Genomic DNA, 21,997 nt, shown 5'->3' with positions numbered 1-21,997 from the left:
CGGCCGGTGCGATCAGGCGCCGGTCGGTTCGGCGTGCCCGGGTGCGATCTCCGCAGGCCGCTCGCCCCCGTTCGGGCCTGCGGGCGGGAGCGCCGCCGCATCGTCCTGCCGCGTCGGGGCTGTCGCCTCGCCCTGCCGCGCGGATGACACCTCGTCCGGTGGCGCGGGCGATGCCGCCTCCGGCTGCGCGGACGATGCCGCCTCCGGCTGCGCGGACGATGCCGCCTCCGGCTGCGCCGAAAGTGCCTCGCCCCGCCGCGTCGGCTGCGCCGCGTCCGCCCGCGCGGATGATGCCTCGTTCGGCGGCGGGTCCGACTTCGCGGGCCGGCCCTGCGTCGTGCCATCGCCGCGCCGTCCGGGCTTCGGGGCGCCGGTGCGCTCGACGGGACGCGGGCGCTGCACGATGGAATCCCCGAGCACCCGGTGCGCCAGCCACTCCTTGGTCCGGTCCAGCCGCGACCCGCGCGCGGGCCACAGCTCCTGCACGGCCGCGTTGAACTCGGCGCCGAGGATCACCGCGAAGCCGAGGAAGAACGTGAAGAGCAGGAACGCGATCGGCGTCGCGAGTGCGCCGTAGCTCACCCCCGAGGCGGTGATCCAGGCCAGGTACCGGCGCAGGATCTCGCTCGCCGCCATGAAGAAGACACCGGCCACCAGGGCGCCGCCGAGGAGCCGCAGCCAGGGCAGCGAGCGGTGCAGCGCCAGCTTGTAGAGCGTGGTCAGCCCGATGATCAGCAGCAGCCCGACGCCCGGGTAGTAGAAGCCGTCGAGCAGCCGCAGCCCCGGCTCGCGCCAGCCGTCCGGCAGCGCCCGCCCGATGATCACCGGGCCCAGCGCCACCAGCGGCAGGATGAAGACCGCCGCCACCAGGAACAGCAGGTAGAGCAGCAGCGCGAAGATCCGCTGCCAGACCGGGTGCCTTGCCTCGTGCTGGTCGTGCGCCTCCACGATGGCGTCGACGAAGGTCGCCATCGCCGACGACCCGGCCCAGAGCGAGAGCACGAAGCCGAAGGACACCACCGCGCCGCGGCCGCGGCCGAGCACGTCCTGCACCGTCGGCTCGATCAGCTCCTCCACCACCGCCGGGCTGAACAGGTCCCGGCTGAAGGCGATGATCTTGCCCTCCACGATCTCCACCGTGTCCGGGCCGAACCAGCCGCCGACGTAGCCGAGGCTGCCGAGCACCCCGAGCAGCAGCGGGGCCAGCGAGAGCGTCTGCCAGAAGGCCGCCGCCGCCGACTTGGCGAAGATCGACCCGTCCCAGCTCTTGACCGCGGTGCGCACGATCAGCCGCAGCGCCTGCTTCCCGGCGTGCCGCAGCCGCGCGCGCAGCGGCCCGGCGCCCGCGCGGGGCTGCTGCCCGGTTGCCGAGGGTGCGCCGGAGCCGGCGGGCGGGGTGTCGGTCATGGTCCTTACAGCATTACTCACCGGTCGCTCGCGCACCGGACCGGCGCGGCATCCGGGCGAGGAATCCGGGGTGCGGCCGGCGGCTGTGACGGATATCGCCCGCCGTCGCGTCGGTTTGGCGACACGCCGCGAGCGGCCGTTAGGGTCTACGACGTGACCTTGTCAGGTGGTGCCGCGACAACGGCCGGAGCGACGGCGTCCGGGGCACCGGGCGGGGCGGGCGCGCTCCGGGCCTGGCAGCGGCGCGCGCTGACCAAGTACTTGGCGGGCAAGCCGCGCGATTTCCTCGCGGTGGCGACGCCGGGTGCGGGCAAGACCACCTTCGCGCTGCGGGTGGCGGCCGAGCTGCTCGCCGACCGTACCGTCGACCAGATCACCGTGGTCGCGCCGACCGAGCACCTCAAGCACCAATGGGCGCAGGCCGCGGCCCGCTCCGGGATCGCGCTGGACTCGCGCTTCTCCAACACCACCGGCGGCACCTCCGGCGACTACCACGGCGTCGTGGTGACCTACGCCCAGGTGGCCGCGCACCCGTTCAAGCACCGGGTGCGCACCGAGAACAAGCGCACGCTGGTGATCCTGGACGAGGTGCACCACGCCGGCGACGCCAAGAGCTGGGGCGAGGCGGTCGCCGAGGCGTTCGGCGACGCCACCCGCAGGCTGGCGCTCACCGGCACCCCGTTCCGCAGCGACGACAGCAAGATCCCGTTCATCGTCTACGAGCCGGACGAGTCGGGCTTCGACCGCTCCCGCGCCGACCACTCCTACGGCTACGCCGACGCGCTGGCCGACGGCGTCGTGCGCCCGGTGGTCTTCCTGGCCTACAGCGGCGAGGCGCACTGGCGGGACAGCGCGGGCGAGGAGTACAGCGCCCGGCTCGGCGAGCCGCTGAACGCCGAGCACACCGCGCGCGCCTGGCGCACCGCGCTGGACCCGGCGGGCGACTGGATGTCCAAGGTGCTGCAGGCCGCCGACACCAGGCTGCGCCAGCTGCGCGCCTCCGGCATGCCGGACGCGGGCGGGCTGGTGATCGCCACCGACCAGGAGCGCGCCCGCGACTACGCCGAGCTGCTGGAGCACATCTCCGGCCGCAGGCCCGCGCTGGTGCTCTCCGACGACCCGACCTCCTCGGCCCGGATCGGCAGCTTCGCCGCCAGCGACGAGCCGTGGATGGTGGCGGTGCGCATGGTCTCCGAGGGCGTCGACGTGCCCCGGCTCGCGGTCGGCGTCTACGCCACCAGCGCCTCCACCCCGCTGTACTTCGCGCAGGCCATCGGGCGCTTCGTGCGCGCCAGGCAGCCGGGCGAGACGGCCAGCGTCTTCCTGCCATCGGTGCCGGTGCTGCTCGATCTCGCCGCCCAGCTCGAGCTGCAGCGCGACCACGTCATCGGCAAGCCGCACCGGCAGGCCGAAGGGCTCGAGGACGCGCTGCTGGAGCAGGCCAACAAGCAGCAGGACGAGCCCGGCGAGGAGGAGAAGCCGTTCGTCGCGCTGGCCGCCGACGCGGAGCTGGACCAGGTGATCTACGACGGCTCCTCGTTCGGCACCGCCACCTTCACCGGCAGCGCGGAGGAGGCCGACTACCTCGGCATCCCCGGGCTGCTCGACGCCGAGCAGATGCGCGCGCTGCTGCGCGAGCGGCAGTCCAAGCAGGTGGCCGAGCGCTCCGCCGCCGCCCCCGCGATCCCCGAGCCCGCGCCGCAGGCCGCCGCGGCCGCCGACCGGGTCGCCACCGCGGGCGCGCTCGGCGAGCTGCGCCGCGAGCTCAACAGCCTGGTCGCCATGCACCACCACCGCACCGGCAAGCCGCACGGGGTGATCCACGGCGAGCTGCGCCGCGAATGCGGAGGCCCGCCCACCGCGCTGGCCAGCGCCGATCAGCTGCACGAGCGGATCGCGGCGCTGCGCCGCCGGTGACGTCGCGCGCCGGGCCCGCGGGAGACTGCCGGTACCCGGCGGGTGGCACGGCGGAGCGGTGGCGCGGCTGCGCGGTGGTCCGGTCGCCCGGTCGCGGTGACTCGGGGCTCGGGGCGCGGTGGCGCGGGGCCCGCCACGCCCCGAGGGTTTGGACCGCCGAGCCGGTGCGTCACCGGCCGGGGCGAATTCCTGCGGCGGCTCACCGCGGGGTGTCGAACCAGCCCGCGGCATCCATGGCGTCCAAGGGAATCCAGCGGCGCGGGGCCGCGTCGGGGGCGTCGGGCGCGGCGCCCGCGGGGTCGAGCAGCCCGCCGAGGCGCAGGGCGAGCGCCGGCTCGGCATCGACCTGCCGCGCCACCTCGTAACAGAGCGCGAGCAGGTGCACGCAGCGCTCGCGCCGCGCGGAGCAGGAGCAGTCGGTGGCGGCGAGCACCGGCGCCGGGTCGATCCCGGCCGCGCGCAGCGCCGCGTGAGCGTCGTCGCCGAGCAGCGCCGGGTCGGGGACCAGCCCGGCCACCGCCGCCACCGCGGCCGGGCCGGGCGCCGCGACCTCGAGGTGCGTCACCGACGCCTGTCCGCCGCGCTGGATGGTCGCCCGCACCGACCTGCCCTCGATCACCGTGCGCACCCCGCTGTTGCGGGCGATGCTGCGGGCGCGCGGCAGCAGCGGCTCCGGGCGGGTGCTGCGCAGCGGCTCGGCGAGCCGCACCCAGTCCATGCCCCATCGGGTGTAGCCGAACTCGTTCTCCGGCATCAGATCTCACCCCGCGAGCGGCGCAGGATCTCCATCAGCCCGGCGTCGTCCAGCCGGGCCAGCGCCGCGATCCCGGCGCTGTCGCCGAGGTCGGTGAGCGCGGCCTTGCGGTCGTGCAGCCGGGCGATGTGCTCCTCCACCGTGGTCGCGGTGGTGAGCGTGGTGACGGTGACGGTGCGGGTCTGCCCGATCCGGTGCACCCGGTCGGTGGCCTGCGCCTCGACCGCCGGGTTCCACCAGCGGTCCACGTGGATGACGTCGGCGGCGCGGGTCAGGGTGAGCCCGGTGCCCGCCGCGCGCAGGCTCAGCACCAGCACCGGCGGGCCGTCGGGCTGCTGGAAACCGCGGACGATCTCGGCCCGCGCGGCGCGGTCGAGGCCGCCGTGCAGGAAGGGGACGGTGAGCCCGAAGGTCTCCGCGAAGTGCCGGACCAGCAGCTCGCCCGCGCCTCGGTACTGGGTGAAGAGCAGGGTCGGGGCGGCGTTGGCGAGGTTGGCGGCGACGATGTCGGTGCAGAGGTCGATCTTGCCGGAGCGGCCGGCGATCTCGGTCAGGTCGCCGGTCAGCAGCCCCGGATGGTCGCAGACCTGCTTCAGCGCGGTGAGCGCCGCCAGCACCCGGCCGTGCCGCTGCAGCCCGGTGCCGAAGCCGGTGTCCTCGGCCTCGTCCAGCACCCGGTCGTAGAGCGCGGCCTGCTCGGCGGTGAGGTCGCAGAGCAGGTCGGTGTGGATCTTGGCGGGCAGCCCGGCGGCCACCTGGGATTTGCGCCTGGCCAGCAGCACCGGCTCCAGCGCGTCCCGCAGCCGGGCCGCCGCGCCGGTGTCGCCCTCGGCGATGGGCCGGGCGAAGCGGCGCCGGAACTGGCTGCGGTGCGTGAAGAGCCGCGGCGCCACCAGGTGCAGCAGCGCCCAGAGCTCGTCCAGGTCGTTCTCCACCGGGGTGCCGGTGAGCGCGACCCGGGCGGCGGCGTCCAGCCCGCGGGCCGCCACCGCGACCTGGGTGCGCGGGTTCTTGAGCGCCTGCGCCTCGTCGAAGACGACTGTCTCCCAGTGGAATCCGGCCAGCGCGCGGTGGTGCAGCCGCAGCGTCGGGTAGCCGGTGACCAGTACCGTGCCCGGCTCGGCCGCCGGTGCGCCGCCGCGCCACGCCCGCGCCGTCAGCTCCGGGGCGAAGCGGGTGATCTCGTGAATCCAGTTGCCCACCAGCGAGGTCGGCGCCACCACCAGGTTCGGCCCGGACGCCCGGTCGGCCAGGAAGCCGATGGCCTGCACGGTCTTGCCGAGCCCCATCTCGTCCGCGAGTACCGCGCCGCCGTGCGCGGCGACCGTCTCGTGCAGCCAGCCGATGCCGCGCGCCTGGTAGGGCCGCAGCTCGGCGCGCACCCTGCCCGCCAGCCGCTCGGCGAGCGCCCCGGTCGCCCTGGCGACGCCCAGCGCGCGCTCCGGGGCGAGCACCGCGGTGCCGGTGGCGTTCGGCACGGCGTGCGCCGCGGGCGGCAGCGCGGGCGCGGCGGCCGGATCGGCGAGCGCGGCGGCCCAGGCCGCGTGCGACGGCGCGCCGGTGCGCGGGTCGGAGGTGAACTCGGCCGGGGTGAGCAGCGCGCACGCCACCTCGGTGACCGCGAGCCCGTCCGGGCCGGGCAGCACCAGCGGCAGCGTCTCCCGTTCCCCCGGCCCCGGCGGCGCCGCGCCGGGGCCGCCGGACCAGGTCCAGAGCGCGACGAGGTGACGGTCCGGGAGGTAGGTGGCCTGCAGTGTGGACAGGGCGGGGCCCCTTTCGAAGAACAGCGTAAGGTGTACGGGAAACCGACAACGTACACCGTACGGGATTTGTTCCCGGGAGGGGGAGCCGTGCCCGAGCCGACCGCCGACGAGCGCGCCGAGCGGCTCATAGCCCTGCTCTGGCGGCGGCACCTGCCACCGCGGCCGCCCACCCGCGGCCCCGGCCGCACGGTGAACGTGGACGCCGTGCTCGCCGCCGCCGTGGCGCTGGCCGACCGGGACGGCCTGGCCGGGGTCTCCATCCGCGCGGTCGCCACCGAGCTCGGCCTGCGGCCCATGAGCCTCTACACCTACGTGCCGGGCAAGGACGAGCTCATCGCTGCCATGGTGGACGAGCTGGCGGCCGCGGACGGCCCCCTGCCGGGCGGCGCCCCGCGGGAACGGCTGGCGGCGGTGGCCCGGCAGGTGCGGGCCGAGCTGCTCGCGCACCCGTGGCTGCTGGAGGTCTCGCCGTGGCGGCTGGTGCTCGGACCCGGCCGGTTGCGCCGCTACGACCGGCAGCTGGCCGCGCTGACCGGGCTGGGCCTGGACGATGTCGTGATGGATCGCGCGGTCAGGGTCCTGACCGAGTTCGCCACCGGCAATGCCGGGACCGCGGTGGCCGCCCGCCGGGCGGGGGACGACGCGGCCTGGTGGGCGGCGCACGGCCCGCTGCTGGCCGCGGTGCTGCCGGAGCGCGAGTTCCCGACGGCGGCGCGGGTCGGGGCGGCGGTGGGCGAGCGGTACCAGGCGCCGGGCGACCCGGAGGGCGACTTCGAGTACGGCCTCGGCGTGCTGATCGATGGAATCCTGCTGAGCGGAAAGCCGGGAAACTGACCCGGGAACCGAAACAGCGGGCGATCCGATCGGATCGCCCGCTGTCGCGGATTCTGTTGTTCGATGCTGTTGTGTCGGACGCGAGGACGGGGGTCTACAGAGCGGGAGCGGAATCCGTGTCGATCACGGCTTCGAGCTCACGCAGGCGCTCCATGTGTTCGTTCGCGTGGTGCTGGCAGAAGAGCAACTCTCCACCCGCGGGCAGAACGGCACGCACTCGGGCAGCCGCCCCGCACCGGTCGCAGCGGTCGACCGCGGTCAGTGGGGTGCTGGTCAGGGTTCCTGGCATGACTCCTCCGTCCTGGCTTCCGGCACACAGTCCGTTCACCTGGTGTCGGGCCCGTGGTCACTCCGCGGGCTCACATCCGCTACTTCCCAGCAGGGGTATGACTACTCTGACAGACGTTCGGGGCCCGGGATTTGTTCCCGGTGAGTATCCGATGTGTTTTCGATAACACGACCTGGGCTTTCCGCCGTGGGCGAACATCCCTGCTCCGCGTCGAAAGCACGTGAATCCCGTACTCGAACAGTCCGATCCAGTTGTCTATCGGGAGACTACCCGTGACCTATGACACTCACACCCTGGTTCACATCTGCACGCTGGCGGAATGGCTGGAAGCGCGGCGCTCGGGGGAGCTCCGTCCGGCCTCGCTGGAGGTGGCCGGGTTCGTGCACCTGTCGACCCCGCAGCAGGCGCACCTGCCCGCCAACCGATTGTTCACCGGCCGACGGGATCTCGTCCTGCTCCGGATCGACCCGGCCCGGCTCGGCGCCCCGGTGAAGTGGGAGCCCGGGGTACCCACGGATCCGGAGTCCATGCTCTTCCCGCACCTCTACGGCCCGCTGCCCGCGGGCGCGGTCACCGCCATCGACGAGTACCGGCCGGACGCGGCGGGGGTCTTCGCCCCGCTGGCCCGCTAGGGGGCGCCGCGCGCGACGATCGCGGCCTGCACCCGGGAGCGCACCCCGAGCTTGGTCAGCACCCGGGAGACGTGCGTCTTCACCGTGGTCTCGCCGATGAACAGCCGGCCCGCGATCTGCGCGTTCGACAGCCCCTCGCCGAGGCAGGCGAGGACATCGCGCTCCCGCTCGGTGAGGTCGGCCAGCCCGGGTGGCCCGGCCGGGGCCGCGCCGCCGCGCGCGGCCGCCGCCATGACGCTGCGGGTGACCTCGGGGGCGAGTACCCCGTCCCCGGCCGCCACCGCGCGCACCGCCTGCACCAGCGCCGCGCCGGAGACCGACTTCAGCACGAACCCGGCCGCCCCCGCGCGCAGTGCGCCGAAGACGTAGTCGTCCAGGTCGAAGGTGGTCAGCACGAGCACCCGGGCGCTGCCGTCGGCGGTGATCCGCTCGGTGGCGCCGATCCCGTCGGTGCCCGGCATCCGGATGTCCATGAGCACCACGTCCGGGCGCAGCGCGCGAGCCTGGGCCACCGCGACCTCGCCGTCCGCGGCCTCGCCGACCACCTCCAGGTCCGGCTCGGCATCCAGGATCATCCGCAGCCCGGCTCGGATCGCGCCGTGGTCGTCGGCGATCAGCAGCCGTGTCGCCATATGCTCACCTTCCGCTTCCCGGCACCGCGGGTGCCGTCTCGACGGTGCGCAGCGGCAGCTCGGCGCGCACCTCCCAGCCGCGGGCGCCGGGCCCGGCGCCGAAGCTGCCGCCGAGCGCGGTGGCGCGCTCGCGCATATTGAGCAGGCCGCGCGGGGTGGTCCCGGCGGGTTCCGGGACGGCGCGCGGCAGCGGGTTGCGGACCAGCAGCCGCAGCGCCGCCGGATCGGCGTCCAGCTCGATCCGCACCGGCTCCGCGGCGGCGTGCTTCATGGCGTTGGTCAGCGCCTCCTGCGCGATGCGGAAGGCGGCCTGGTCCACCGCGGCGGGCAGCGCGGCCGCCCCGCGGCGGTCGTCGAGGGTGACCGCGAGCCCGGCGGCGCGGGCGGTGTCCACCAGCCGGGGCAGCTGGCCGAGGCCGCCGGGGGCGGCCCGGTCGTCGGCGCCGCCGTCCTCCCGGCCGAGCAGCCCGATCATGGTGCGCATCTCCGCCAGCGCGCCGACGCTGTGCTCCCGGATCGAGCCGACGATGCCCGCCAGCGCCGGGTCGGCCGGGCCCCTGGCCAGCATGCCGAGCGCCGCCTCGGACTGGATGGCGATGGCGGAGAGCTGCCCGGCGATCACGTCGTGCAGGTCGCGGGCCATGGTGCGGCGCTCGTCGGCCACGGCGGCGGCGCGGTCCAGCTCCGCCACCCGGTGCTGCGCCGCCGCCCTGGCCCGCGCGGCGTCCGCGATCTCCTGGTGCTGGCGCACCGAGGAACCCCACCAGACCGGTGTCGCGACGAAGGCGAAGGCGATGGTGGCCGCGACCGCCGTGGGGCGCAGCTCCCCGCTCACCGCAGCGGTCACCGTGATGAGCAGCAGCGCCAGCCCGCCGAAGACCACGATGACGCCCCAGGCCCGCTCCCGCCGCGCGTACAGCACCGCCGCGTAGATCAGATCCGAGTAGATGAGCCAGACCGGGATGGTCGGGCCGAGCGCGAGGTCGATGCCGAGCGGGAGCAGCCCGACGAGCAGCGCGGCGATCGGCGCCCGCCGGCGCAGCAGCGAGGCCGCGCAGAGCAGCAGCACCAGCCCGAAGCGCCAGGCCAGCGGCGCCTCGGTGGCCGCGGGGGTGAAGGGGTAGAGCCCGGAGACGAGCAGCGCGGTGCCGATCAGGCAGGTGGTCACCGCGACGGCGGTGTCCCGCGTCCCCGGCGTCATCGCCTCCCAGCGCTGCCGGACGGTCGTGCGCGTCCGCGCGCCGTCGCCCGCTCTGTGCAGCCGCACCAGCCACTCCGTCCGGATCGGGTCGTGCTCCCGGCTTCCATCTCAGCACAGCGGTGTTCGCGCGGAATCCGCCGAACGGACGAGCCGGACGGTACGGACGGCGGAGCGCGAGGGGCAGGTCTACGCTGGAGCCCGTGAACGTCGATGTCACTGCACTGCCCGGGATCGGGGTGCGCAAGGATTTCCAGGCCCGCTCCGGCCGCCGGATCGGGGTGGTCGACCACCGCGACGGCGGCATCGACCTGATCGTCTCCAAGCTGGACGACCCGGACGCCTGCGCGGCCGAGATCCCGCTCTCGGCGGACGAGGCGGCGGTGCTGGCCAACCTGCTCGGTGCCCCGCAGCTGGTCGCCCAGCTGCGCGAGGACCACCGCGATATGCCCGGCATCCTGACCAGGCAGCTGCCGATCAAGGCGGACTCGCCCTACGAGGGCCGCACCCTGGGGGAGACCGGCATGCGCACCCGCACCAAGGCGTCGATCGTCGCCGTGATGCGGGCCGGGCAGGTCTACCCCTCACCCGGCCCGGATTTCACCTTCGGTGCCGACGATCTGCTCGTGGTCGTCGGAACGCCCGAGGGTCTCGACGCGGCCGCGAAGATTCTCACCCACGGCTGACCCGTGGACGGCACCGCGCTCGCGTTGCTCGAGCTCGGTGCGGTGCTGTTCGTCCTCGGCCTGCTCGGCAGGCTCGCGGGGCGGGCCGGGATGTCGCCGATCCCGCTCTACCTGCTCGGCGGGCTCGCCTTCGGGCAGGGCGGGTTCGCGGAGCTGGGCGCGGCCAACGAGTTCGGCCACCTGGCCGCCGAGATCGGCGTGGTGCTGCTGCTGCTCCTGCTCGGGCTGGAGTACACCGCGCCCGAGCTCGTCACCGGGCTGCGCCGCTCCTGGCCCGCCGGGCTGGTGGATCTGGTGGCCAATGCCACGCCGGGGGCGGTGGTGGCGCTGCTGCTCGGCTGGGGCGCCACCGGGGCCATCACCATGGCCGGGGTCACCTACATCTCGTCCTCCGGGATCGCCGCCAAGGTCCTCGCCGACCTGGGCCGGCTCGGCAACCGGGAGACCCCGGTGGTGCTCTCCATCCTGGTCTTCGAGGACCTGGCGATGGCGGTGTACCTGCCGATCCTCACCACCGTGCTGGCCGGGCTGAGCGTGCTCAGCGGCTTGCGCGCGCTCGGCACCGCGCTGGCCTGCGTCACCGTGGTGCTGCTGCTCGCGCTGCGCTACGGGCGCCAGGTCTCGGCGCTGCTGGCCAGCGACGACCGCGAGGTCTTCCTGCTCGAGCTGCTCGGCGCGGCGCTGCTGGTGGCCGGGGTGGCCTCCGCGCTGCACGTCTCGGCGGCGGTCGGGGCGTTCCTGCTCGGCATCGCCATCTCCGGGGCGACCGCGCGGCAGGCGGCGAAGCTGCTCGAACCGCTGCGCGACCTCTTCGCCGCGATCTTCTTCGTGGCCTTCGGGCTGAACACCGACCCGGCGGCGATCCCGCCGGTGCTCGGCTGGGCGGTCGCGCTGGCCGCGGTCAGCACCGCGACCAAGGTGGCCACCGGGTGGTGGGCGGCGGGCAGGCAGGGCATCCGGCCGCCGGGGCGGGCCAGGGCGGGGGCGGCGCTGGTGGCGCGCGGCGAGTTCTCCGTGGTGATCGCCGGGCTCGCCATCGGCATCGGCACCGCCGCGACCGAGCTGGCCGCGCTGGCCTCGGCCTACGTGCTGCTCATGGCGGTCATCGGGCCGGTCGCGGCCCGGTTCGCCGAGCCCGCGTACGCGCTGCTGCACCGCGGCCCGCCCACCGCCGTCGGTGCCTGAGTTGAGAGTCCGCCCGCTGCCGTCCCGCCCGTCGGCGAGCAGGGCGCGAGCGCCGAGCCGGTGTCCGGACGGCAGCGCCGTGTGGCTCACTCCACGGGTTGCCCCGCGCGCCGGGCGCGCCTGCGCTGGAACGTGCTCCCCGCCGCGCCCGCGATCAGGCCGATCCCGGCCGCGCACAGGTGCCCGTAGTCGGTGAAGGTGGGCCCGATCCAGTAGGCCGCCGCGAGCACCGCCACCAACGTCCCGGCCCAGACCAGCCGCAGCCCGCCGCGGAAGAGGAACGACATCGCGGCCATGATCGCCGTCGCCCCGTAGCTGCTGCCGACATCGGCCGCGACCGCCACCCGGTACGGGATGATGCCGTGGTCGATGCCGTAGGAGATGGCGGTGACGGTGAGCAGCGTCGCCCCGACGTGGCCGATGGCGAAGAGCGCGATCCAGCGCGCCGACCCGAGCCTGCGCTCGGCGAACGCCGTCACCACCAGGAACTGCGGGATGACCCAGTACGGGAAGCCGCCCTCGGTCCAGAACGCCGACGCCACCAGCACCTGGATCGGGTTCTCCCGCATGTTGTGCAGGTTGGTCGAGGCGGAGAGGATCAGCGCCCGCTCGGCCTGCGGGCTCAGCCCGCGCAGCGTCCACCAGGTCACCAGCAGCGTGAAGACGTAGGCGGTGCTGGCCGGGGTCGCCGCGAAGTGCGCGCGCACCGCGGGCCCGATCCGGCGGAGCAGCCCGGGCGCCCGCAGCCAGCCGGTGACCGCCCGGACGCAGTCGGCGGCGTCCAGGGTGCGCAACCACGGTGCGGGGGGCGAGTCGGGCACCGGCTCAGTCTGCCGGAAGCGCGCTCCGAATCGGCTCGCGCACGCCGATGCCCGGTCTACCCTGACGGAATGCGGCGGACGAGCGCAGTCGAGATCCAGCGGGCCGATCTCTCCGGGTACGAGGCCATCGGCACCGTCGAGCTGACCCTGAACCGGTACGGCCACACCGATATCCACCGCGCGGTCGAGGAGATCGCCAGGGCGGCGACCGCGGCCGGCGGCGACCACTTCTACGTCGCGGAATCGCTCGGCGACCGGATCGTCGCGGTGGTCTGCCGCCGACGCTGAGCCGTAACGCCGCGGCAACACCGGCGGCCGAGAATCGGGGCCACCCCGGCGCGGGCCGGGAGGAGGGAGCGACCCGTGACGACCTTCAGCCAGCCGCTGCGCGGCACCGGCTACCGCTTCGAGGGGCTGGTCGAGCTGCTGGCCAAGGCGTCGCCGCGGCGCAGCGGGGACGAGCTCGCCGGCTGCGCCGCCGAATCCGACGCCGAGCGCGCCGCCGCGCAGTGGGCGCTCGCCGACGTCCCGCTCACCACCTTCCTGGACGACCAGGTCGTGCCCGGCGAGACCGACGAGGTGACCCGGCTCATCCTGGAGCGGCACGACCGCGCCGCCTTCGCCCCGATCGCCGCGCAGACCGTCGGCGAGCTCCGCGACCACCTGCTCACCGTGGCCGCCACCGGCGACGCCGCCGCCACCCTGACCGCCCTCGCCCCCGGCCTCACCCCGGAGATGGTCGCCGCGGTCTCGAAGCTCATGCGCAACCAGGACCTCATCGCGGTGGCCGCCGCCGCCCGGGTGACCAGCGCCTTCCGCACCACCATCGGCACGCCCGGCACGCTCGCCACCCGGCTGCAACCCAACCACCCCACCGACGACCCGCGCGGCATCGCCGCCGCCGTGCTGGACGGGCTGCTGCTCGGCTGCGGCGACGCGGTGATCGGCATCAACCCGGCCACCGACTCCCCGCACGCCGCCGGCGAGCTGCTCCGGCTGCTCGACGACGTGCGCACCCGCTTCGACATCCCCGTGCAGTCCTGCGTGCTCGCGCACGTCACCACCACGCTCCGGCTCATCGAGAGCGGCGCGCCGGTGGACCTGGTGTTCCAGTCGGTCGCCGGAACCGAGGGCGCCAACAGGAGCTTCGGGGTGAACCTGGCGCTGCTGCGCGAGGGCGCGGAGGCGGCGCGCGCGCTGCACCGGGGCACCGCGGGCGCGAACGTCATGTACCTGGAGACCGGGCAGGGCTCGGCGCTCTCCGCGGGCGCGCACCTCGGCACCGGCGACCGCCCGGTCGACCAGCAGACCCTGGAGGCGCGCGCCTACGCCGTCGCGCGGGAGCTGGAGCCGCTGCTGGTGAACACCGTGGTCGGGTTCATCGGGCCGGAGTACCTGTACGACGGCAAGCAGATCGTCCGGGCCGGGCTGGAGGACCACTTCTGCGGCAAGCTGCTCGGGCTGCCCATGGGCGTCGACGTCTGCTACACCAACCACGCCGAGGCCGACCAGGACGACATGGACACGCTGCTCACCCTGCTCGGCGCGGCGGGCACCGCCTTCGTGATCGCGGTGCCCGGCGCCGACGACGTCATGCTCGGCTACCAGAGCCTGAGCTTCCACGACGTGCTGTACGCCAGGCGGGTGCTCGGGCTGCGCCCCGCGCCGGAGTTCGAGCGGTGGCTGCGCGGGCTCGGCATGATCGACGCGGGCGGCCGCATCCTCCCGGTGGACGCGGCCGCCTCGCCGCTGCGCGCGCTGGCGGCCGGGCGATGAGCGACCCCGCCGACTTCTGGGCGTCGCTGCGCCGGAGCACCCGGGCGCGGATCGGGCTCGGCCGGGCCGGGGACGCGCTGCCGACCGAGCGGGTGCTGGAGTTCCGCGCCGCGCACGCCGCCGCCCGCGACGCCGTGCACGCCGCGCTCGACACCGAGGCCGTCGCCGCCGATCTCGCCGACCGCGGGCTCGGCGCGGCCACCGTGGTCACCAGCCGCGCCCGCGACCGCGACGAGTACCTGCGCCGCCCCGACCTCGGCCGCCGCCCCGGCTTCGAGCTGCCGGAGAAAGCCGCCGCCGACGTCGGCTTCGTGCTCGCCGACGGCCTCTCCGCCCGCGCCGTCGCCGAGCACGGCCCCGCCACCCTCGCCGCCCTGACCGCGGCGCTGCCCGCCGCGCTCAGCACCGCCCCGCCGGTGCTCGCCACCCAGGCCAGGGTCGCGCTCGGCGACCACATCGGCGCCGCGCTCGGCGTCACCACCCTGGTGCTGCTGATCGGCGAGCGCCCCGGGCTCTCGGTCGCCGACAGCCTCGGCATCTACCTCACCCACCACCCGCGCCCCGGCCGCACCGACGCCGAACGCAACTGCCTCTCCAACATCCACCCGCCCGACGGCCTCGGCTACGAGCGCGCCGCCCGCGTCGTCGCCGCGCTGATCGAGGGCGCCCGCGCGCTCGGCCGCTCCGGCGTCGACCTCAAGGACGATTCGCTGCCGCTCGGCGCCGCGGACCGGGCCGAGCTGGGCTGAGAACGCGGGAGGGCCCCACGGCGTACACCGTGGGGCCCTCCCGGTAACCGTGCCTAGTCCAGGTAGTCCCTGAGCACCTGCGACCGGCTGGGGTGCCGCAGCTTGCTCATGGTCTTGGACTCGATCTGCCGGATCCGCTCGCGGGTGACGCCGTAGACCTGGCCGATCTCGTCCAGGGTGCGCGGCTGCCCGTCGGTGAGGCCGAAGCGCAGCCGGACCACGCCCGCCTCGCGCTCGGAGAGCGTCTCCAGCACCGACTGCAGCTGGTCCTGCAGCAGGGTGAAGCTCACCGCGTCGACGGCGACGACCGCCTCGGAATCCTCGATGAAGTCACCGAGCTGGCTGTCGCCCTCGTCGCCGATGGTCTGGTCGAGCGAGATGGGCTCCCTGGCGTACTGCTGGATCTCCAGCACCTTCTCCGGGGTGATGTCCATCTCCTTGGCCAGCTCCTCCGGGGTGGGCTCGCGGCCCAGGTCCTGGAGCAGCTCGCGCTGGATGCGGCCGAGCTTGTTGATGACCTCGACCATGTGCACCGGGATGCGGATGGTGCGGGCCTGGTCGGCCATGGCGCGGGTGATGGCCTGCCGGATCCACCAGGTGGCGTACGTGGAGAACTTGTAGCCCTTGGTGTAATCGAACTTCTCCACCGCGCGGATGAGGCCGAGGTTGCCCTCCTGGATCAGGTCCAGGAAGGCCATGCCGCGGCCGGTGTAGCGCTTGGCGAGCGAGACGACGAGCCGCAGGTTGGCCTCGAGCAGGTGGTTCTTGGCCCGGTTGCCGTCGCGGATGATCCAGTTGAAGTCGCGGCGGGTGGCCACCGGCAGCTTCTCGCCGGAGTCGGCGAACTCGCGCATCTTCTCCGCGGCGTAGAGCCCGGCCTCGATCCGCTTGGCGAGCTCGACCTCCTCCTCCGCGTTCAGCAGCGCGACCTTGCCGATCTGCTTGAGGTAGGCGCGCACCGAGTCGGCGGAGGCGGTGAGCTCGGCGTCCTTGCGCGCCTGGCGCAGCGCCTCGGACTCCTCCTCGTCCCAGACGAAATCGCCGGAGGCCTTCTCGGCGGGGGTCGGCTCGGCGGCCGCGCCCTCCTCGGCCTCGGCGGTCTCGCCGGCCTCCTCGACCAGCTCCTCGGACTCCTCGCCGTCCTCGGCGAGATCGTCCTCGGAGACCTCGAGATCCTCGAGCTGCTCGAGTTCGATGCCCTCCTCGTCGGCGCCCTCGTCGCCGCCCGGCTCGCCGTCCGGCCCCGCCCGCTTGGTGCTCGCCTTCTTCGCGGGCGCCTTCTTGGCGACGCCCTTGGCGGCGGCGGCCTTCTTGGCGGGCGCCTTCTTGGCGGCGACCTTCTTCGCGGGCGCCTTCTTCACCGGTGCCTTGCGGACCGGCCGCGCGGCGGTGGCTTCCGCGGAGTCGGCGTCGGCCGAGTCGGCGGTCTGACGGGTATTCGTGGCTACCACGTACGCCCTTTCGTGACGGTCTCGTGCGGCGTCACGCCAGAGTGATCCGGCGGAGCGGTCTGTCGGGTGGCGCCGGCGGAGCGCCGGCTGCCGGCTCGCACCGGCGGGGGCCGGTGTGCCGGGTGGGGGTTGGCGGCTTTCCGCCGGACACGTTCCATTGTAACGATCGAACCAGGGTACCCATGCCCACGACGGGCAGATTCGCGGCCCGCGCCCAGGTGGCGCCGTTCTTCCTCAGGGCGTGATGCCGTCGTGTACCGCCATGGCGGCGCCGACGATGCCCGCGGTGTTCCTGAGATGCGCCGGAATCACCGGAGTCCGGTTGGTCAGCAGCGGAATCCACCGGTCGCTGTCCCGGCTGATGCCGCCGCCCGCCACGATCACCTTCGGCCAGAACAGGTTCTCCAGCGCGATCAGCACCGTGCTCACCTCGGCCGCCCACTGCTCGAAGCTCAGCTCCCTGCGCTCCTTCACCGAGGCGGCGGCGCGGTGCTCGGTCTCCATCCCGCCGACCTCCATGTGGCCCAGCTCGGTATTCGGCACCAGCGCGCCGTGGTAGATCAGCGCGGAGCCGATCCCGGTGCCGAAGGTGAGCAGCAGGACCGAGCCGGAGTACTCCCTGGCCGCGCCGTAGCGGTCCTCGGCCAGCCCCGCCGCGTCGGCGTCGTTGAGCACGGTCACCGGCCTGCCGCCGAGCGCATCGGAGAAGAGCGCGCGGGCGTCGGTGCCGATCCAGCCGCGGTCGATATTGGCCGCGGTGCGCGCGACGCCGTCCAGCACCACGGCGGGCAGCGTGATGCCGACCGGGCCGTCCCAGTCTGCCTTCGCCACCAGCTCGGCCACGGTCTCCGCGACCGCCCGCGGGGTGGAGGGCTGCGGCGTCGCGATCTTGATGCGCTCCTGGGCGAGCTCACCGGTGTCCAGGTTCACCACCGCGCCCTTGACACCGCTGCCGCCGATGTCGATCCCGAATGCGTGCCCCCGAGCGGACATCTCTCAACCCCTCGTTCCTGTGCCGTGGTCGTGGTCCACATCGCGCCGCACAGGTCCCGGTGCCGTTGCCGGTCGGGTTGCCCGACGACGGCGCTGTGTCGTGCACGACAAGGGTAGTCGGGCAGCCCGGATCATGATCGCCGACCGCCCTCGCGCGCCCGGCTCGGATCTGTGATGGCATGGTGGCGTGTCGCATCCCACGTCAGCACCGCACCCCGCCCCGCTCGACACCGCCACCGACCCCGCCGCGCTCGACGCCACCACCACCGACCCCGCCGACCTGCGCCGGATCGCGGTCGACCTGGCCGAGAGCGCGGCCGCGCACGTGCGCGCCCGGCGCCCCGAGGTCTTCGGCCCGGCCGGGGTGGTCGCCGACGGCGCGGTGCAGGCCAAGAGCACCCCGACCGACCCGGTGACGGTGGTCGACACCGAGACCGAGGAGCTGGTGCGCGCCCTGCTGGCCGAGCAGCGCCCGCACGATCTGGTGGTCGGCGAGGAGGGCGGCGGCGATCTCGCCGCGGCGGGCGACCGGATCTGCTGGGTCGTCGACCCGATCGACGGCACCGTGAACTTCCTCTACGGCCTGCCCGGCTACGCCGTCTCGGTGGCCGCCGTACGGAACGGCCGCTCGGTGGCGGGCGCGGTGGTCGACGTGGCACGCTCCGCCACCTACAGCGCGGCGCGCGGGCTCGGGGCGCTGCGCGTGGACGCCGACGGCACCGTCGAGCACCTGCGCTGCACCCCGGTGCGGGAGGCGTCGATGGCGCTGGTCGCCACCGGCTTCGCCTACGGCACCGGGCGCCGGACCGAGCAGGCCGCGCTGGTGGCGCGGCTGCTGCCCGCGGTGCGCGACATCCGCAGGCTCGGCGCCGCCGCGCTGGATCTCTGCCTGGTCGGCGCGGGGCGGCTGGATGCCTTCTACGAGCACGGGCTGAACACCTGGGACTGGGCGGCAGGGGCCCTGGTGGCCGCGGAGGCGGGGGCGCGGCTGGTGCTGCCCCCCGCCACCGCGCGCGGCGAGGCGGGCGACCTGGTGCTGGCCGCCGCCCCCGGGATCGCGGACGAGCTGCTCGCGCTCTTCGAGCGCACCGGAGGGGCCGCGCCCATCCCGCAGCCCTGAGCCGCTACCGCGTGGCGAGCGGGGAGCTCAGCACTGTGCCTTGCGGGCGGCCTCCAGCAGCCCGACGTCCAGCGCGGCGCCGCCGGGGGCCGGGTTCTTGAGCGAGCGCAGCACCTCCTCGGCGTCGGTGCTCGGCCGGATGTCCCGGAAGAGCGAGCCGAGCACCAGGTCGACGCTGTCGTCGCCGCGCTGGTCCTCGATCAGCTCGGCGCACGGCACCACCAGCTGCACCGAGGCGGCGGCCGGGCGGCCGTTCACCCCGAACCGGATCTGCCCGGTGCACTCCAGATCGCCGTTGACGTAGACGGCGTCGTTGCCGACCGGCTGGCCCGGCGCGCCGGCGAAGCCGAGATCGCCGAGCTGGGCGGCGACGTGCGCGGCCTGGCCGCGCTGGTTGTTGGCGTTCAGCACGCGCACCTTGGTGCTCTGCAGGGGCGCCGGCTCCACCTCGTCGAGCCGGCCGGCGCCGACCCGCTGGCCGAGCGCGACGGGCTGCGCGGTGGCGCCCTGGTCGATGGCGGGGCTGGGGGAGTTGCAGCTCATCGCGGCCGTGTCGGTGTCCTCCATGGTGAGAGCCTTGATCCAGATCACCGTCGACACCAACGCCAGGACGCCGACGAGGATGAGCCACGGTTCGATGCGCCGGCGGATGAAGGGCCGACCGCTGCGGTCGGATGCGCGTCCTTCGGTGATCAGTGAAACCACGGGGACACTCTACGAAATGTCACGGCGGCGCACCGCCGCGCGTAACGGAGCGGCCGCGCGGCGCGCGACGAGCGGTCGCCTGATGTCGGTGAAAGGTCGTTTGCGCGGCGAGTGTGTTTCGGTTGCGCTTTTCCCCCCGTGGTCCGCTATTGTCTGGCGGCCCAGATCGAATCACCCAGGTGGAATGGCGTGATCGGTCGCGGGAACAAGCAGGGCATGTCCCGCGTTCACCAAGCGCCGTCGGGCGTGGATCTCCGGATCCACCCCTGGTGGAGAGCCGGTGGCCGTGTGATGTGTGCCACCGGCGGGGCGGTGCGGATCAGGTCGTTTCCCGGTAGGGAGCGGTGTGACCACGCCGATCCGGGATATACGGAGTAAGGACGAGGGGAAGACGACATGGCAACCGACTATGACGCACCGAGGCGCACCGAATCCGACGACGTGTCGGAGGATTCGCTGGAGGAGCTGAAGGCTCGTCGCAACGAGGCGCAGTCCGCCGTCGTGGATATCGACGAATCCGATACCGCGGAGTCGTTCGAACTTCCCGGCGCGGACCTGTCCGAGGAAGTGCTGAGCGTTCGGGTCATTCCCAAGCAGGCCGACGAGTTCACCTGCTCCAGCTGTTTCCTCGTGCACCATCGGAGCAGGCTCGCCAGCGAGAAGGGCAACCAGATGATCTGCATGGACTGCGCCGCCTGAGTTACCGCAGGCGACCGGCGCCCGGCTACCCGGGCGCTGTCAACCGTTCGCGCTCGGCACCCCGAGCGCGGCGAGCACCCGTTCGGGCCTGCGCGTACTGATCAGCCAGTACGGCGTGGGGTCGTCCGGGTCGTCGAGCACAAGCAGCAGCATCGGCCGGATCCACGGGCGGTGCTGCACGTACGCGGCCGGGTCCAGCTGACGGCCGAGCGCCGCGCTCTTCGCGGCGGGGGGGACGATCGCCGCACGGGCGACGAATTCGACCGGGAGGTGTGCCCGGTCGACCCGCAGCTCCGGGTTGCCCCGCTCGTCGGCGGCGACCTCGACGCGGTGCCTGCCGAACCACAGCAGCACCCACACCGGAATCGGGGCCAGCGCCGCGTAGGGCAGCCACGCCCGCACGCCCTGCGCCCCCATGTGGATCTCCGCGGCCAGCAGCGCCGCCACCCCGAAGGCGATCGGCCACCACCACAGCGGCACCCACAGCCGCTCCCGGTAGGCGGGCGCCGGGCGCGCCGTTGCCGGGGCGGGCGCCGCGGCGGAAGCGCGCCGGTCGGCACCCGGGTTCGCGGAGTTGCTCACGGGATCGGGCAGGTCGGACACGACTCAACACTAGGCGACGAAGCCGCCTCGCCTGCGCGTAGGCTCGTCCACCGTGAGTGCACTGTCACCGATACCCCTGCTGCGGACAGATCCCGGCATCCCGCTCCCCGCCCGCGCGCACGCCGGTGACGCGGGCGTCGATCTGTGCACCACCGAGGACGTGGTGCTGGAGCCGGGGGAGCGGGTGCTGGTCGGCACCGGCATCGCGGTCGCGCTGCCGCGAGGGACGGTCGGGCTGGTGCATCCGCGCTCCGGGCTGGCGGCGAAGACCGGGCTCTCGGTGGTGAACACACCGGGCACCATCGACGCCGGATACCGCGGCGAGATCAAGGTCTGCCTGATCAACCACGATCCGCGCACCGCCATCGAGCTGCGCCGCGGCGACCGGATCGCGCAGCTGCTGGTGCAGCGGGTGGAGCTGGTCGATTTCGTCGAGGTCGAGACGCTGGACGAGACCGCGCGGGGCGCGGGGGGCTACGGATCGAGCGGCGGGCACGCGAGCCTCGCCGAGGAGGCGTGATGGGAATCTTCGGACGGGGGAAGAAGGGCAGCGGCCGGGCCGGGGAGCACGGCGACTACGACGACGACTTCGGTGACGAGTACGACACCGACGAGCACCCCATCCCGGTGCTGTACCCGGGCGACCCGGGGTTCCAGCCGTTCGAGGACGACTACGACACCGACGACCTCCCGGTGCAGGCCGCCGCCGCGCCGGCGCCCGAGCCGGAGCCGCGGCGCGGCGGCAGGCGCAGGCGCGCCGGCGGGCCGGGGCGGGCCGGGGACGAGGCCGCGGACGCGGCGCCGCGGCGGTCCGAGCACAGCGCGGCCGACGACGCGCCCGAGGACGAGGTGCCCGTACCCCGCGCCGCCGGGGAGCAGCCGCGCGGGCCATACGACTACGCCGACGTCACCGCGGAGCTCGAGGCCATCGCCGGCCAGCGGCTCGACCTCGGCTCGGTGATCATCCCGGTGCCGCCGGGCGGGCAGCTGCAGGTGGAGATGGCCGGGGACGGCACGCCGCAGGCGGTGCACCTGGCCACCGAGCACGGGCGGCTCACCGTCGCCGCCTACGCGGCGCCCAAGACGTCCGGGCAGTGGCGCACCGTCGCCGCCGACCTGGCCGAGTCGCTGCGCAAGGACGGGGCGCAGGTCTCGACCGAGACCGGGCCGTGGGGGCGGGAGCTGGTCGCCGTCACCGAGGGGGCCGATCTGCGGTTCATCGGCGTCGACGGGTATCGCTGGATGGTGCGGCTCGTGGCCGCCGGGCCGACCGGGGCGGTCGCCGAGGACGGGCCTCTCGTTCGCGCGGCCCGCGCGATCATGAGCGAGACCGTTGTTCGCCGGGGTACCGAGCCCCTTCCGGTCCGGGATCCGCTGCCGGTCGTGCTGCCCAAGGATCTGGCCGAGCAGTTGGCGGCGGTGCACCAGCAGCAGATGGAGGCGGCGCAGGCGCAGGCTGCCGCGGCTCAGGCCGCGGCTGCGGCTGCCGCTGCGCCGCGGCCTGTTGTTCCGCAGCCGGTGCCGGATCAGCCGCGGCGGGGGGCCGAGGGGTCGGCCATGCAACAGCTCAACCGCAACTGATCCCCGGACCCGGGGTCTGCCGCGCGGTAGCGGACGTCGTCCTCCACGCCGGACTATCTCGCCCGCTTCGCGCTCGGCTGTGTCGCCCGCTTCGCGCTCGGCTGTGTCGCCCGCTTCGCGCTCGGCTGTGTCGCCCGCTTCGCGCTCGGCTGTGTCGCCCGCTTCGCGCTCGGCTGTGTCGCCCGCTTCGCGCTCGGCTGTG

The 21,997-nt window shown here is 74.3% G+C and carries 22 protein-coding genes and 1 pseudogene; 12 read left to right on the top strand and 11 right to left on the bottom strand.

Going from position 1 to position 21,997, the window contains the following annotated elements:
• Positions 1 to 12: 12 nt before the first annotated feature.
• A complete protein-coding gene (locus tag AB0H71_RS27475) occupies positions 13 to 1,407 on the bottom strand; it encodes a YhjD/YihY/BrkB family envelope integrity protein (RefSeq protein WP_357026525.1) in 1,395 nt (464 codons plus the stop codon).
• A 159-nt stretch (positions 1,408 to 1,566) separates the two neighbouring features.
• Here AB0H71_RS27475 and AB0H71_RS27470 point away from each other — a divergent pair, with 159 nt between their 5' ends.
• Complete coding sequence (locus AB0H71_RS27470; RefSeq protein WP_357026913.1) at positions 1,567 to 3,324, top strand: DEAD/DEAH box helicase; 1,758 nt, start codon at positions 1,567 to 1,569, stop codon at positions 3,322 to 3,324.
• Between the two features lie 199 nt (positions 3,325 to 3,523).
• On the opposite strand, the gene AB0H71_RS27465 is transcribed toward AB0H71_RS27470, so the two are convergent.
• Positions 3,524 to 4,078: a hypothetical protein gene (locus AB0H71_RS27465; protein WP_357026523.1), complete on the bottom strand. Its 555-nt coding sequence runs from the start codon at positions 4,076 to 4,078 to the stop codon at positions 3,524 to 3,526.
• Positions 4,078 to 5,832, bottom strand: a complete 1,755-nt coding sequence (locus AB0H71_RS27460; RefSeq protein WP_357026911.1) for a DEAD/DEAH box helicase — start codon at positions 5,830 to 5,832, stop codon at positions 4,078 to 4,080. Before AB0H71_RS27460 ends, AB0H71_RS27465 begins: the two co-directional genes overlap by 1 nt.
• A 96-nt stretch (positions 5,833 to 5,928) precedes the next feature.
• Between AB0H71_RS27460 and AB0H71_RS27455 the strand changes: the two genes are divergently transcribed.
• A complete protein-coding gene (locus tag AB0H71_RS27455) occupies positions 5,929 to 6,675 on the top strand; it encodes a TetR/AcrR family transcriptional regulator (RefSeq protein ID WP_357026521.1) in 747 nt (248 codons plus the stop codon).
• Between the two features lie 94 nt (positions 6,676 to 6,769).
• Here AB0H71_RS27455 and AB0H71_RS27450 read toward each other — a convergent pair whose 3' ends face one another.
• Entirely contained in the window at positions 6,770 to 6,964 is a 195-nt protein-coding gene (locus tag AB0H71_RS27450; RefSeq protein ID WP_084505708.1) for a hypothetical protein, read from the bottom strand.
• A 272-nt stretch (positions 6,965 to 7,236) separates the two neighbouring features.
• On the opposite strand from AB0H71_RS27450, the gene AB0H71_RS27445 reads away from it, so the two are divergent.
• Positions 7,237 to 7,596 (top strand): DUF952 domain-containing protein, encoded by a 360-nt coding sequence (locus AB0H71_RS27445; protein WP_357026519.1) that lies wholly within the window; start codon positions 7,237 to 7,239, stop codon positions 7,594 to 7,596.
• On the opposite strand, the gene AB0H71_RS27440 is transcribed toward AB0H71_RS27445, so the two are convergent.
• The gene (locus AB0H71_RS27440) at positions 7,593 to 8,228 is read right to left on the bottom strand and encodes a response regulator transcription factor (RefSeq protein WP_357026517.1); all 636 of its coding nucleotides are present in this window, start codon (positions 8,226 to 8,228) and stop codon (positions 7,593 to 7,595) included. The two genes, AB0H71_RS27445 and AB0H71_RS27440, sit on opposite strands and share 4 nt — an antisense overlap.
• 4 nt (positions 8,229 to 8,232) lie before the next feature.
• Positions 8,233 to 9,495, bottom strand: a complete 1,263-nt coding sequence (locus tag AB0H71_RS27435; protein WP_357026515.1) for a histidine kinase — start codon at positions 9,493 to 9,495, stop codon at positions 8,233 to 8,235.
• Positions 9,496 to 9,629: 134 nt separating this feature from the next.
• On the opposite strand from AB0H71_RS27435, the gene AB0H71_RS27430 reads away from it, so the two are divergent.
• Positions 9,630 to 10,112, top strand: coding sequence for a cation:proton antiporter regulatory subunit (locus tag AB0H71_RS27430; RefSeq protein ID WP_357026513.1), 483 nt, complete (start codon positions 9,630 to 9,632; stop codon positions 10,110 to 10,112).
• 3 nt (positions 10,113 to 10,115) lie between these two features.
• The gene (locus tag AB0H71_RS27425) at positions 10,116 to 11,297 is read left to right on the top strand and encodes a cation:proton antiporter (protein ID WP_357026511.1); all 1,182 of its coding nucleotides are present in this window, start codon (positions 10,116 to 10,118) and stop codon (positions 11,295 to 11,297) included.
• 86 nt (positions 11,298 to 11,383) lie between these two features.
• Here AB0H71_RS27425 and AB0H71_RS27420 read toward each other — a convergent pair whose 3' ends face one another.
• On the bottom strand, positions 11,384 to 12,118 hold the full coding sequence (locus tag AB0H71_RS27420) for a rhomboid-like protein (protein WP_357026509.1): 735 nt from the start codon (positions 12,116 to 12,118) through the stop codon (positions 11,384 to 11,386).
• Positions 12,119 to 12,187: 69 nt separating this feature from the next.
• Between AB0H71_RS27420 and AB0H71_RS27415 the strand changes: the two genes are divergently transcribed.
• The 3 genes from AB0H71_RS27415 (at position 12,188) to eutC (ending at position 14,643) form a co-directional block, all read left to right on the top strand.
• Positions 12,188 to 12,406, top strand: coding sequence for a hypothetical protein (locus AB0H71_RS27415; RefSeq protein WP_357026508.1), 219 nt, complete (start codon positions 12,188 to 12,190; stop codon positions 12,404 to 12,406).
• 75 nt (positions 12,407 to 12,481) lie between these two features.
• Complete coding sequence (locus AB0H71_RS27410) at positions 12,482 to 13,894, top strand: ethanolamine ammonia-lyase subunit EutB (protein ID WP_357026506.1); 1,413 nt, start codon at positions 12,482 to 12,484, stop codon at positions 13,892 to 13,894.
• Positions 13,891 to 14,643: an ethanolamine ammonia-lyase subunit EutC gene (gene eutC, locus AB0H71_RS27405; protein ID WP_357026504.1), complete on the top strand. Its 753-nt coding sequence runs from the start codon at positions 13,891 to 13,893 to the stop codon at positions 14,641 to 14,643. The genes AB0H71_RS27410 and eutC overlap by 4 nt, the downstream gene beginning before the upstream one ends.
• A 53-nt stretch (positions 14,644 to 14,696) precedes the next feature.
• Here the strand turns inward: eutC and AB0H71_RS27400 are convergent.
• Both AB0H71_RS27400 and ppgK read right to left on the bottom strand, forming a co-directional pair.
• Positions 14,697 to 16,136, bottom strand: a pseudogene (locus AB0H71_RS27400) (RNA polymerase sigma factor); the annotation flags it as partial.
• Between the two features lie 192 nt (positions 16,137 to 16,328).
• A complete protein-coding gene (gene ppgK, locus AB0H71_RS27395; RefSeq protein ID WP_357026502.1) occupies positions 16,329 to 17,087 on the bottom strand; it encodes a polyphosphate--glucose phosphotransferase in 759 nt (252 codons plus the stop codon).
• Positions 17,088 to 17,274: 187 nt separating this feature from the next.
• On the opposite strand from ppgK, the gene AB0H71_RS27390 reads away from it, so the two are divergent.
• Complete coding sequence (locus tag AB0H71_RS27390) at positions 17,275 to 18,207, top strand: inositol monophosphatase family protein (protein ID WP_357026500.1); 933 nt, start codon at positions 17,275 to 17,277, stop codon at positions 18,205 to 18,207.
• Between the two features lie 27 nt (positions 18,208 to 18,234).
• On the opposite strand, the gene cei is transcribed toward AB0H71_RS27390, so the two are convergent.
• Complete coding sequence (gene cei / locus AB0H71_RS27385; RefSeq protein ID WP_357026498.1) at positions 18,235 to 18,912, bottom strand: envelope integrity protein Cei; 678 nt, start codon at positions 18,910 to 18,912, stop codon at positions 18,235 to 18,237.
• 396 nt (positions 18,913 to 19,308) lie between these two features.
• On the opposite strand from cei, the gene AB0H71_RS27380 reads away from it, so the two are divergent.
• Positions 19,309 to 19,611 (top strand): DUF4193 domain-containing protein, encoded by a 303-nt coding sequence (locus AB0H71_RS27380; RefSeq protein WP_067656397.1) that lies wholly within the window; start codon positions 19,309 to 19,311, stop codon positions 19,609 to 19,611.
• 39 nt (positions 19,612 to 19,650) lie between these two features.
• Here the strand turns inward: AB0H71_RS27380 and AB0H71_RS27375 are convergent, their stop codons facing one another.
• On the bottom strand, positions 19,651 to 20,097 hold the full coding sequence (locus AB0H71_RS27375; RefSeq protein WP_357026909.1) for a DUF3093 domain-containing protein: 447 nt from the start codon (positions 20,095 to 20,097) through the stop codon (positions 19,651 to 19,653).
• Between the two features lie 169 nt (positions 20,098 to 20,266).
• Between AB0H71_RS27375 and dut the strand changes: the two genes are divergently transcribed.
• Both dut and AB0H71_RS27365 read left to right on the top strand, forming a co-directional pair.
• On the top strand, positions 20,267 to 20,734 hold the full coding sequence (gene dut, locus AB0H71_RS27370) for a dUTP diphosphatase (RefSeq protein ID WP_357026496.1): 468 nt from the start codon (positions 20,267 to 20,269) through the stop codon (positions 20,732 to 20,734).
• Complete coding sequence (locus AB0H71_RS27365; protein WP_357026494.1) at positions 20,734 to 21,795, top strand: DUF3710 domain-containing protein; 1,062 nt, start codon at positions 20,734 to 20,736, stop codon at positions 21,793 to 21,795. Before dut ends, AB0H71_RS27365 begins: the two co-directional genes overlap by 1 nt.
• Positions 21,796 to 21,997 lie beyond the last annotated feature (202 nt).

This window comes from Nocardia sp. NPDC050697 (genome assembly GCF_040654395.1).
In the GTDB taxonomy this organism is placed as follows: domain Bacteria; phylum Actinomycetota; class Actinomycetes; order Mycobacteriales; family Mycobacteriaceae; genus Nocardia.
This window is presented reverse-complemented; position numbering and strand designations above follow the sequence as displayed.